8 protein-coding genes are annotated in these 13,369 nt (G+C 33.3%); all 8 read left to right on the top strand.

All coding sequences use genetic code 11. The features are described from left to right. The first annotated feature begins 439 nt into the window (after nucleotides 1-439). The 8 genes from JNUCC74_RS18395 to pglZ all read left to right on the top strand — a co-directional run bounded on the left by JNUCC74_RS18395 (nucleotide 440) and on the right by pglZ (nucleotide 13,350). Nucleotides 440-1,363 (top strand): hypothetical protein, encoded by a 924-nt coding sequence (locus tag JNUCC74_RS18395; RefSeq protein ID WP_144089683.1) that lies wholly within the window; start codon nucleotides 440-442, stop codon nucleotides 1,361-1,363. Beyond that, on the top strand, nucleotides 1,308-2,159 hold the full coding sequence (locus JNUCC74_RS18390; RefSeq protein ID WP_100332653.1) for an ATP-binding protein: 852 nt from the start codon (nucleotides 1,308-1,310) through the stop codon (nucleotides 2,157-2,159). Before JNUCC74_RS18395 ends, JNUCC74_RS18390 begins: the two co-directional genes overlap by 56 nt. Nucleotides 2,160-2,286: 127 nt before the next feature. Continuing rightward, nucleotides 2,287-2,535 (top strand): TIGR04540 family protein, encoded by a 249-nt coding sequence (locus JNUCC74_RS18385; RefSeq protein ID WP_047184324.1) that lies wholly within the window; start codon nucleotides 2,287-2,289, stop codon nucleotides 2,533-2,535. Nucleotides 2,536-2,553: 18 nt separating this feature from the next. Continuing rightward, entirely contained in the window at nucleotides 2,554-3,156 is a 603-nt protein-coding gene (locus JNUCC74_RS18380) for a DUF1819 family protein (protein ID WP_258922099.1), read from the top strand. Continuing rightward, nucleotides 3,153-3,701, top strand: a complete 549-nt coding sequence (locus tag JNUCC74_RS18375; RefSeq protein ID WP_454066424.1) for a BREX protein BrxB domain-containing protein — start codon at nucleotides 3,153-3,155, stop codon at nucleotides 3,699-3,701. Before JNUCC74_RS18380 ends, JNUCC74_RS18375 begins: the two co-directional genes overlap by 4 nt. 12 nt (nucleotides 3,702-3,713) lie before the next feature. Beyond that, on the top strand, nucleotides 3,714-7,277 hold the full coding sequence (gene brxC / locus JNUCC74_RS18370) for a BREX system P-loop protein BrxC (protein ID WP_454066423.1): 3,564 nt from the start codon (nucleotides 3,714-3,716) through the stop codon (nucleotides 7,275-7,277). A gap of 51 nt (nucleotides 7,278-7,328) precedes the next feature. After that, the gene (pglX, locus tag JNUCC74_RS18365) at nucleotides 7,329-10,805 is read left to right on the top strand and encodes a BREX-1 system adenine-specific DNA-methyltransferase PglX (RefSeq protein WP_454066422.1); all 3,477 of its coding nucleotides are present in this window, start codon (nucleotides 7,329-7,331) and stop codon (nucleotides 10,803-10,805) included. 49 nt (nucleotides 10,806-10,854) lie between these two features. After that, entirely contained in the window at nucleotides 10,855-13,350 is a 2,496-nt protein-coding gene (gene pglZ / locus JNUCC74_RS18360) for a BREX-1 system phosphatase PglZ type A (protein ID WP_454066421.1), read from the top strand. Nucleotides 13,351-13,369: the final 19 nt, after the last annotated feature.

Here is a 13,369-nt window from a genome sequence, read left to right as displayed (position 1 = left end):
ACGAAGTTGTATTTAATCATTGTCTGATGTGATGTTTCAGTTGATTTAGATTTTAAATATACGATTACGGACCTTCCTTTAATCTAATGAAACTATTATAGCGATACTCATGTAAGAAATATACACTTTGTCTATAACCGGGTAGATAATAGTCATAAACGGTCAATTTAGAGTCATGTTTATATTTAGGATTTTTAAAGTTATATATCAATCTAATCAAATCACAGATCAAATGAAAAAAGAGACTATTATCTTTTTGACAAACTTAAATAACGTTCATTTAAAAGGTATTACTGGGCTTCAGTAGTGATCTTTTTAAATTTATAAAAAAATTTTATCTAACCTATTAAAATATGAAAAACACCACTTTATAATATTTAGGCTTTATCGTTGATAAAGCAACAGGACTAAAAATTATTCAATTAAAACGGAGAGGAAGGTGATAGAAATTAAAAAGAAACTAAAAAGAGCTGTAATTAAAGAGGAGTACGTCAAATTAACAGGCAGCACAGAAGAAGCAATCATACTAAATCAGTTTATTTACTGGAGTGAACGTACCAAGGATGTAAGTAAATATTTACTAGAAGAAAAAACAAGGTTAGAAAATGGCAGTAAGGAAGGTGATGTTTCCCTAAAATATGGATGGATTTATAAGAAGGCAGAAGAGTTAAAAGAAGAAGTGATGCTTAGCGTATCTGTAAATACAGTGCGGAAGCACATAAATCAACTGGTAAAAAAGGGATATCTAAATAAAAGAAGCAATCCTATCTATAGATGGGATAAAACATTTCAATATCGCGTAAATCTAGTAAAAGTGACATCAGATTTAAAAAAGATTGGATACCGTTTCGAAGATGAAAATTTGTTAACTGGAAGCGCAGATTTTGATGCTCGAGAAACAAATACTGAACAGTTGAATAATTATAATGAGTTTTCGAAACGCACAGGTATTACTGCAATACCAGAGATTACTACAGATACTAATACAAATAATTTATCAGAAATATCATCTTCATTGTCAATTGATGATGATATGAAATCCAATGATTCTAAACAATTTAATAAAATATGTGAACTTTATTTGAAGCTTAGTGGAAAGTCCAAAATATCATCTAATGACTATAAAGCTATTTTAGAAGTAGTCAAAGAGCAATGGAACACTAACCTAGTTCTGAAATGGATTGAGGATTGTTTTCGCCAGTTTAAGCCACAACACAAAAACGATCAAATTCGTTCTTTTCGATATGTAACAAACTATATTTTTGATCAAGCGCATAAAAACTATTTTTTTCAGGAGGTTGTTAACAATGAACAGAATACAGGAGATTATGTCGAAGATGAATATTTCGAACGATATGGGTGATTTGTCGTTGAAAAAGCCAGGGAAAATCACTAAGCCGTCAAATAAGTGTATTTATAATGAGTGTGATGGAAGTGGTATGATTCATTATCGCAGAGAAGATGGGACAGAAGCGATGACATTTTGCAAGTGTAGAGAGCAAAGACAATTACTAAATTCTATTAAAACTGCTAGAATTCCGAAAGAATATCATCATAAGAGCTTAGAAGATTTTAACGTTAACCATTATCAAAGTAAAGATGCTATAAAGCATGCAAAATATGCGCAAAAGGTAGCATCTGGATTTATCAAATCTTTTGAAACAATGAATGATATGGGAAAGGGTCTCTACATTTATAGCAAGACAAAAGGTACAGGAAAAACACTATTATCTATCATTATCATCTATGAACTAATGATGAAATATCAAATAAATCCACTTTATATTTCAGTGGTAAATATATTAAGTGAATTGAAGAATACTTTTCATCAAAAAGAGGTAAATTCATACGATATCATTCGATCTTTAACTGAAGCAGATATCTTAGTTATGGATGATTTAGGTGTGGAAAAAACTACGGATTGGGTGGAAGAAATCTTAACTCAGATTTTAGATGAACGAATGATGGATAATAAACCAACCATTATAACTTCAAATATGCCAATTACAGAGTTAGACCGAAAATACCCAAGCGGTCGTATAAAGAGTCGGGTGGAAAAAATGACTTTTCCAATTCCCATGCCTGAAGAATCTGTACGTAGCACCCTATCCAAACAAGAGAATGATAAAGTTGCTAAATTATTTTTTGAAGATGAATAAGTCTGTCAATTAATAATGGGCCGTTACCTCTGGTAGCGGCTCAATTTTATTATTCTATTATGGTACTTTCGTGGTAGAATAAAAATAAAGATAAAGTATAAAAAAAGTAAGAGTAGGTGACTCTTAAATGGAAATAAAAATATTTCAACGAACACAACGTGATCTTGCAGCGTCTATTAACCAAGTTATCGATAAATATTGGGAAGATGAAATTGATGAAGTAGCAATGATGGATTTGATTCAAAAATTGTACATAAATAATACGAATAAACTTATGAAGAATGGGAGTTATACCACGATAATTCGTCAACAATGTGGAAAACGAAGACTTGAAGTAGTTGATAAAGTAATCAACCAAATAAATAAAACACAATAGAGAGGAGGGATAGAATAAATGGAATATTCAGCAGGATTCACGAAAGAAAAATGGTCAGAGAATGACATTGCGGTAGTAATCGATCTTATTCTGCAAGGGAAAAATAAGAAAGAGATTTTAGAAGAAGTGACGGAGAATAATTTATTTCAATTAAGAAGTCCTTTGAGTATAAAAAATAGATTTAACATGGTATATAATCGTGCAGCTTCCTTAGACGATGAAATGAAACAGCACTTTTTACGAGCGAATGATTATGATCGAAAGGCATTAACGTTGTATACCTTTCTTCAAGTTTATCGAATACCATTAGAGTTTTATATAGAAGTTATTGTTTATAAGTATGAACAACAGGAATCACTGTATCGTAATGATTTTCATTATTTCTTTGAAGGTAAAGCAAGTGTAAGCGAACGAGTTAATGGATGGAGACCTGAGACGATTAAACGTCTAATTAGTACCTTAATGTTATTTTTTAAAGAGGCAAAAATGATTGAACAAATTGACCAGACAAAATACACCATTAACCCGATACATATAAGCCGAGATTTAAAAACTTATGCTGAAAAGAATATGCCATTGTTGTATTCTTTTTCAGTTTTAGAAAAGGTGAATGAGTCATGAAGTCTACATATGAACGATTAGAACAAATGGAAAAGCGAATTAACCAAGACGGATTTACCCAACCAAAAGGGATTGGGAGCGATATCCCTCATTTTGTATTGGATTATCCAGCGAAAGATGAGCTGCAAGTGCGTGTTTATGTAAAAAATATGTTGAAACGCATGCCCCTTAAGATAAAGGAAGTAAATCTGTTTGAATTCTTACTTTCATTCTTTGACGAAGATGAACTAGAAGAACTATATGAGTTAACAGAAAGTGAAGGGATGCGTGGATTAATAGATGTCATCGACCCGATTTTAAATGAGGGTAATATTATGTTCCAACAGTTTAAAGAAAAAACGGAGGAGGCAGATTTAATTTTTATTACAGGTGTTGGTACCGCTCACCCGTTTCTACGCTCAAGTCAATTACTAAAAATTGTTTCCAGTAAAGGCTATAAAAAGCCAATTATATTGTTTTATCCAGGTGAATTTACAGGGCTGAGGCTAAAACTATTTGGCATTTTAGACTATGAAGACGACTATCAATTATCACGTATTTCCTAAGGGGGGAAAGGGATGCAAATTAAAGAACTATTTAAAAAAGATATTTTTCGTCCAATTAACAATGTTGTTCAAGCAGAGCAAGTGGACGAAGAGGTAGTAAAAACAGAATTAGATGAATATGTACTGACAGAAGAAAGTGAACATTACTTAGAACGATTCTATCGAAATTATTTAGCAGTATATGACCAGCCTTCAACAAAAGTAGGTGTTTGGATTTCAGGTTTCTTTGGATCTGGTAAATCTCACTTCCTAAAGATTCTATCTTATTTATTACATAATCAATCCATTGCCGGAAAAACTCCTGCCGAATATTTTGAAGACAAGACCAATAATCAAGAATTACTTAACATGATGAAAAAGGTATCTGAGAAAAAAACAGATGCATTACTATTTAATATTGATTCGCGTTCCACCTCTTCGTCAAAAGATGCTGAAAAAGAACGTATCATTGAGGTGTTTCTAAGAGTGTTTAATAACCATTTAGGGTATTCTGATACACTTTGGGTTGCAGAAATGGAACGCCAATTAGATGAAGATGGAAAGTATGAGGAATTTAAACAAGCGATTTTTGACCAAAATGGTAAACCGTGGGAAGAATTCCGATTAAAAATATTACTACGTAAAAAGAAGGTAATTCAAGCATTAGAAACAGTAGGATACGATCGGGATACAGCTGAAACTTTTTTTGATGTAAGTAGAGAATGGTTTTCGATTGATGCACAACGTGTAGCGGAACTAGTTGCCGATTATTGTAAAAAACAAGGCCCAGATTATCGCATTGTGTTCCTAGCGGATGAAATTGGACAATATATCGGTAATAATACGAGCTTAATGCTAAACCTACAAACGATTACAGAAAAATTGGGTGATTTGTGTCAAGGACAAGCTTGGGTTATTGTTACATCACAAGAAAAGCTAGAAGCAACTGTATCAGACTTAGATAGTACAAAGGACTTTTCGAAAATTCAAGGTCGCTTTGAAACAAAAATTAACCTATCAAGTGCGAATACCGATGAGGTGATTAAAAAGCGTCTCTTAGAGAAAACAGAAGTTGGAGAAGATACACTAAAAACCATACATGACCAAGAAGGAAAACTAATTCAAAATCGATTAGCTTTTGATCCAAAAAACACTCAACTCCGTTCAGGTTATCGTAGCATCGATGAATTTGTTTCCTTTTATCCATTTGTTCCTTATCAAATTGAATTATTACAAATGATTTTCACAAAGATTCGTAACCTGGGTGAGGGAGGACAACATACATCACGTGGTGAACGGTCATTACTAAAAGCTTTCCAAGAAGCAGCTCAACTAAATGCGAGTGAAAATGTAGACAATATGGTCACCATGGCTGAATTTTATCCATCAATTCGAGATTATTTAGAATCATCCATTACAAGCACGATTGCAAGAGCAGCAGACCGTGCCAGAAATGACGAGGGATTAACAGAATATGATGTACAAGTATTACAAGTTCTCTATTTAATAAAAGGAATAGATGCAATCAAATCCACTCCAAGTAATATTGCTACCTTGATGGTGGAGACGGTATATGACGAACGTCAGCCTTTAGAGTATAAGATCAAAGAATCATTAAACCGTCTGCAAACTGCGATGTTCATTGAGCAACATGCTGATGGAACCTATTCTTTCTTATCCGATGAAGAACAAGAAATTAATCGTGAAATACGTGCGGAAGATTATAATTCAGCTGCAGTTAAAGAGCGGTTAGCAAATCTGTTTTTCAATGTGATGTATCGTCATCCGAAATACGAATACAAACATAATGAACTAACCAAACACTTTGATTATAATAAACGCTTCGATAATTATGTGAAGGGTCAAATGAATCATGAATTAACAATGCAAGTGTATACAGAAGGAATGACGGATTCGGAGGCAGCACTGCAAGCGAATTCTGGTCATCTGATTATTTTATTAGATAAAGAATACGTGGCAGAAGCAGAAAAAGCATTAGCATATATCCAGCAAGTTGACAGTTATGTTCGTCGAAAACAATCGAGTACTACAACGCAACAGCAGAAACGGATTTTTGAAGCAAAACTAGCAGAAGTGGATGAGTATTCTCAAAAAGCAGAAGAATTGTTAGCTAAAGCATGTGAAAATGCGGAATTCTATATCCATAGTCAGCGCCGAGACTTTAATGGAGATTTTGAACATAAAGTGAATCAAGCAATGGATATGCTCATTCGAAATACATTTACAAAATTTCATTATATAGAAGAACCAATCTCTTTTAGAAATAGTAAACAAGAATGGCAACAGGTTGCGGAAAATTTAGGACAACAAAACCTTTTCAGTGATGTAAATAAAAATGCAGTCGATGAAGTAAAAGTCTTTATCGAAGAACTGGAACGTTATCATGATCAACGAACATTAAAAGAGATTGTACAAAAATATGAAGCAGTGCCTTATGGATGGGAAGAACAAGACACAATTGGTATCTTGTTAGGCCTGATGAATGCAGGAAAAGTCCGATTTACTTATGCAGGTGAACCATTTAATCCGAATTCAGAAAGGTTCTACGATAGATTGGAAAGGATATCTGAACGTGATCGGATTGTCGTAATGCCAATTGTTGAGATGGATGGCCAAGTTAAACAGGAACTTATTGTACTAGTGCGTGATTTCTTCTCGTTAACACAGATTTTCGATACGTACGATGCGTATGAAGAAATCATCCGTGAAAAAGTACATGAGGAGTTTGTTGAGCCGATTGAGAAGATTCGTGAAAGAAGACGTCAACAAGATCCTACGAGTGACTATCCATATCCTGGCGAGAGTCATATTCGACGAGTCGTAACAGATACACAAAAATTGTTATCGATACGTGACCCAGAACAATTCTGTCGCACCTTCATTCAATATGAAGATGATATGGAGGAATGGTTTGATATCATCGAAATGCTTCAAGGATTCTATGAAGGAAATCCAATTGTAAAGTTTGATGAAGCAGTTCAAGTTCTAAAAAATCATCAACAGGACTTAGAAATTATTCATAATGAAGAACTGGAAGATATTGCTCAACGAATGAAACAAATTTTATTGCAAGAAGAACCATCGAAAGATATTAGTCAATTACCAAAGCTAACCGATGATTTAAAGAACATCATCCAAGAAGAAACAGACAAACAAAAACAAGCTGTTTTGGTTCAATCTGATAAATCAATGGGGCAATTAAAAGATTTATATGAACAATACTCCCAATATGAGACAATTACAGCTTATATTCAGTCGAGAATAGACCGTGCAACTCAACTATATGAAAAGATAAAGAACAGTGAACGCATTTCAAGCGCTCGTATTAATCAACAACAGCTTGGTGAACTGGTTGACTCGACAAAATCAAAAGCACGACAAATGTTGAAAGAAATAAGAGAAGAAACAGATACGGTAGAAAGAGAACCAAAACCAATTACAGGTAAAGACCTGTATGATAAGTTTTTCAGTCGTGTAGATACAATTGAAACGGAAGAAGACTTGGAACGAGCAATTGATTCGCTAAAACGAGAATTATTAAAGGAATTGCAGACGCATTACTTTGTGAAATCTTAAATTCAGGAGCAGGTATATTATCTGCTCCTCTACATAGTAGGGGTGAAATAAATGAATAAAACAGAGTTAAAAAATTTTGCTGTAGAAGCGAGACGTGATTTGCTTGAAAAAGTGGCCTTGAAGGCAGAACAATATGGGATTACGAAAGAAAATCCTGAGCTAACAATTGAAGAGAATTACGGACAATTAATTGTCAACGGCAAGACATTTCCTCTAGATCTAAAGCACGCCTTACGGACACTACAAAACCGTTTAAATACGGTTGGTTATGAACAATTAATTGAAGAAGTAGCTTATACGTGGTTTAACCGGATTATAGCTATTCGTTATATGGAAGTGAATAATTACTTGCCTGACCGTGTCAATGTACTATCCAGTAGCTCTGGCAAGAACGAACCAGATATCTTGCTTCAATATGAAACGATGAATTTGGATGTAAATTATCAAGATATCCATGAATTCCTTAAGAAGGGAGAACATGAACAGGCATATAGGCAATTATTTGTTGCTCAATGTAATAGTTTAAGCAATTCTTTCCCAATATTATTTGAAAAGATAAAAGATTATTCGGAATTACTTCTTCCAGACTACTTATTAGATAGTGAGTTTATTATTTCTAAATTGATTAATAATACAGAATTAGTTGAAAGCTTTAGAGAAGTAGAAGTAATTGGTTGGATATATCAATATTATAATTCGGAAGTAAAAGATAAGGTTTATGAGAATTTAAAGCGAAATAAACGAGTCCAAAAAAATGAAATTCCCGCAGCAACTCAACTATTTACTCCAAAGTGGGTTGTTAAATATATGGTGGATAACTCTTTAGGAAAGGTATGGCTTGAGGCAAATCCAGATTCAGATGTAAAAAGTATGATGAAATACTTTGTTAATCCAGCTAATCAAGAAAATATAACAATGAAAGAATTAGTGGAACTTGAATATAAAGAAGTTAATTTAGAAGAGTTAACAATCCTTGATCCTTGTGTTGGATCAGGACATATTCTCCTATATGCTTTTGATTTACTGTATGAGATGTATAAAGAAGAGGGATATCCGAGTAATGAAATTCCGCAATTAATTTTAAATAAAAATTTATATGGTTTAGATATTGATCAAAGAGCTACACAACTAGCATCATTTGCCTTGATTATGAAGGCAAGAGAGAAGTCACGGAGAATTTTTAAAAATCAAGTAGTGCCAAACATTTATGAAATAAAGGAAACGAATAATCTAGATAAAATAGGTCTAGTAAAATTGATTAGCAGTAATGAAGTAGAAGAAAATGAATTAAAAAACTTATTAGAAATTTTTCATGATGCTAAGAATTATGGCTCACTTATTAAAAGTATAGATATAGATTGCGAAAAGTATCTAAATAGAATAAAAAACATTAAAGAATGTGACGATTTACAATTAGGTATCGAGAATTATTATTTATTTGATCAGTTGGATGAAATTGAAGAAATACTAAAGCAAGTACAAATTTTAAATTCAAAATATGATATTACAGTAACAAATCCACCATATATGGGAGCAAGAAATATCAACAGTAAATTAAGTGAATTCTTAAAAATTAATTATCCTATTAGTAAGTTTGATACATTTTCGGCTATGATGGAAAGAATGGGAAGTTTAACAAAAGAAAATGGAATAATTGCCAATGTGACTATGCAGTCATGGATGTTTTTGTCATCATTTGAAAAGTTCAGGGACCGTATACTTAACCAGTATTCGATTCTTAGTATGGTGCATATGGATAACATGGTTATGGGAATCGCTTTTGGTACGGCTGCAACCATTTTTAGAAAGAAAATAAAAGAATATAAGGGAGTTTTTCAATATATAAAATATGATGACCTTAAAGACAATGAGCCTTTTGAATTTCCAGTTACAAAAAATAGATTTACATACGTTTCAAGTGAAGATTTTAAAAAACTACCAGGTTCACAGATATCATATTGGGCTAGCAAGAATGTATTAAAATTATTTAAGGAAAATGAGGTTTTAGGAGATCATCTTGCTGGTGGTAATGGGATGACTACAGGTGAAAATGATAAGTTCTTAAGATTATGGTTTGAAATAGATCGGACTAAAATGAATGTTAGTTCTACAAGTGCAGATGATGCAATAATTTCAGGTGCCAAATGGTTCCCTTATATTAAAGGTGGATCCTATAGGAAATGGTATGGAAATTTAGAATACGTCGTGAATTGGAAAAATAATGGGGAAGATATAAAAAATAAAGGTAAATGTTTTTTAAGAAATAAAGATTATTATTTTGAAGAAGGGATTTCTTGGTCTAAAGTATCATCTGGTGATTTTTCAGTTCGATACACTCCTAAAGGAACGTTATTTGATGTAGCTGGAATCTCTTTATTTAGCAAAAGTGAAAGTAGTGTCTATGAATATTTAGCTTTTTTAAATTCTAAAGTGGCTAGTCATATAATAAAATTATTAAGTTCAACAATTAATTATGAGTCAGGAACTATAAAATCATTACCTTTTATTAAAAGTGAAAATAATATCAATGACTATGTAGAAAAATTAATAGGTGTTTCAAAATTAGATTGGGATTCTTTTGAAACCTCCTGGAATTTTAAAAAGCATCCATTTTTACAGTTAGATGGTAAATCGTATCTATTAAAAGATATATTTATGAAATGGAAAAATGTAACGAAAGAAAGATTTACTTTAATAAAGGAAAACGAGGAACAAATTAATACAAAACTCATAAATTTATATAATCTTGGGGATGAGCTTAATCCAAGCATTAACGAAGAAAAGATAAATATATATATAGCTGATAGCGAAAAAGATACGAAGAACTTTTTATCCTATTTCGTTGGTTGCTTAATGGGCCGTTATTCCTTAGATATTGAGGGACTAGCTTATGCTGGTGGAGATTTTGATGAATCAAAATACAAGACTTTTAAACCAAACCCAAATGGTCTTATTCTATTAACAGACGACCACTATTTTGAAAATGATATCATTGTCCGCTTAAGAGAGTTTTTATCGGTTGCCTTTAGTCCAGATACGGTAGACGAAAACATGCGCTGGTTAGCTGAATCATTAAAGATGAAAAAGAATGAATCTCCAGAAGAACGGTTACGGCGTTACTTCTTAGATGAATTTTTCAAAGACCATTGCAAAACGTATCAAAAACGACCAATTTATTGGTTAGTTGATTCCGGGAAACAAAAAGGATTGCGAACACTTATTTATTTGCATCGTTATCAGCCTGATACGATGGCAACGATTCGTTTTGATCATTTACAAGAGATTCAATCGAAATATCAAAATGAGATTGAGATGATTGATACACGGTTAGCAAATACAAGTCTATCTGCTACAGATAGACGTAACCTTGAAAAAGCTAAAATAGCTTACCAGAAGAAGATAGAAGAACTCCAAGAATTTGATAAGCATTTAGCAGTATATGCAAATGAACAAATTGACATTGATTTAGATGACGGTGTGAAAGTCAACTATGCCAAATTCGATAAAGTTCTAACAAAGATTAAATAACAGAAAGAGGGAATTCCCCTCTTTCTCTTTACATAACGAGGTGGAAGTTATGAATGTAATAGAGAAATTACAAGAAAAAATACAGCAAGAGAAAGAAACAAAAGGGCGTGCTATTGTATTTTGGTATGATGCACAAGCTCAAGTGGATGTGGAAGAACTTAAAGAACAATTAGAAGAGGTAGAAGTAAGGTATGTAAATGAGCGTAATTTTTTCCAATTAAAAGTTGAAATAGAACTAGAGAAACCAAATCAATCATTTTTAATCTATACCGATGGGCCAAGACCGGAAGATGCAGATAATATGTTGTTGGATATCTTGTTATACAGTGCTGAATTTAAAGCAGATGAAACTGCTTTGTTATCCGAAACCTTACAAGTGTCAGATCATGTCTTACGTCCAATGATGGAACAATATCCTTTGTTCTTTGGAAGTAAAGAACGGAAAAGAAGATTGGCAAAAGTGTTACCTCAAAAAGCTGACCAAAACCAATTTGAATTGAGTATGATGGCGGTGTTAACCAAAGCGCCTGTACCAGATATTCGGTTAATTACACGCCAACTTCTTTTACAAGAATTACACATACAAGAAAATGACTTAATGAAACAATTAAAGCGTAATTTTTCATTAGAACGAGCATTTGAAATGATTGGTAGATATTTCGGTATATCCTTAGAACAGGCGGAAGAACCATTAGTCGAATTAATGAATGTCTTAATCTATCAACATTTTAAGCGAAACGCGAAGTTTTCTGTTGATGAATGGGAGAATAAGTGGGCCTCATCCTCACCTAACGTCTGTGCATTATTTATTGAAGAATGGCTACAACGTAATGACAAAGAAGTATTAGAAGAGCGCATTAAAGAATGGGAAAGAGTAAATCGATTAAGAGAAGTCCTTTCACAACAAGAGTTAGATCATTTCACAATGGTAGATACTTTCCCTATTGTCGATGCATTGATTATTGAAAAATGTATCGATGAACTTCTTCATCAAACCATTCATGTAAGTGAGCGATTATCTTTAATTGAACAACGGTTACAAACCCATTGGGGATCGAAAGGACAATTAAATGCCATATATAACACCTTATATCAAGCAATACGGCTGGAGCAGTTGAAATTAACCATTAAACGTATGTATCAGGAAGATGATTTATACGAAAGTTACGCAGCATACGTATTTGAAGTTGATCAAGCATATCGTCATTTTATGTATGATTTTACTAAACTAGAATCAAAGGAAATGTTAGAAGAGATTACAAGTCGATTAACAAATTGGTACGAAAATAAGTTCTTACGTCGTATATCAGAAGAGATAAACTATAAGCTAACGGAAGGTTATATATCAACATTGATGCCACAAAGAAGATTTTTTGCACAGAACATACGTCCTATATTGGAAAAAGAACAAACTAGGGTATTTGTTATTATTTCCGATGCTTTAAGATACGAAGCAGCCCATGAACTACATACCCAATTAGAAGAAAGGGAAAATGGAACATCCACGATCCAACCGATGGCTGCCAGTTATCCAACATACACACAATTAGGGATGGCATCTCTTTTGCTACATCGAGAACTAACCGTGGATGAGAATAAAGTAATTTATGCAGACGGTCAATCAACAAAGGGTTTGGATAACCGACGTAAAATCTTACAATCTGTTGAACCACAAACCGAAGTACTTAAATTAAAAGCATTACTCGATATGAAAACGACTGAAGCTGAACAGGTATTAAGAGGAAAACGGTTAGTTTATTTATACCATGACCATATAGATGCATTAGGAGATTCAGCGAAGTCAGAACGAGAAACCTATGAAGCGGTTCACCAGGCCATTCAAGATTTAAGCTATGCCGTTGATCGGTTATCACGACTACAAGCAAAACGGATTTTTATAACAGCAGATCATGGCTTTTTATTTCAATTTAAACAAATTGAAGAATATGGGAAGATTCCAGCTGTGGAAGGTCAAGTGATGGACGGTAATCGTAGATTTGCAATTGGAAACCAACTATCGGTTCCTGAAGGGGCAATAAAGTTAAAGGAAGAACAAACCCCATTAAAAAATGTTGAAGTCGTTTTAGCAAAAGGGTTGAACCGATTTAAAACAGGTGGCGGTCTACAATTCATTCATGGCGGTGCATTACCACAAGAAGCTGTTGTACCATTAATCGACTATCGCCGTATTGAAAAAGCGCAGCCTGTTGATATTGCAGTTGCGATGGTACAAAAAGTAATTACAAACTACCGTGTGCCGATTTCATTTTATCAAGAGCAGAGTGTGTCCGATGAATATACCTCACGTAAAGTACGTGCAGCGTTCTATCAAGGCGATGAACGTATTTCCAATGAAGTGGAACTCGTATTTGATTTAAAAGGAGAAAATAAAGACCGAAATAGACAAGTTGAATTTAGTTTGATTGAAAAACATTATAAAATTGGTGAGACGTGTACATTAAGAGTCGAGCATGTTACGAAGAAAGGAACAGAGCCTTATTTAGAAGAAGAGTTTGTTTTACGCTTATACGAGGCATTGTATTAAGTTTGAGAAGGAAAAGAAG

The sequence above is a fragment of the Cerasibacillus sp. JNUCC 74 genome (genome assembly GCF_053667775.1).
The sequence above is the reverse complement of the archived record's forward strand: the minus strand, read 5'-3'. Positions and strand labels throughout refer to the sequence as shown.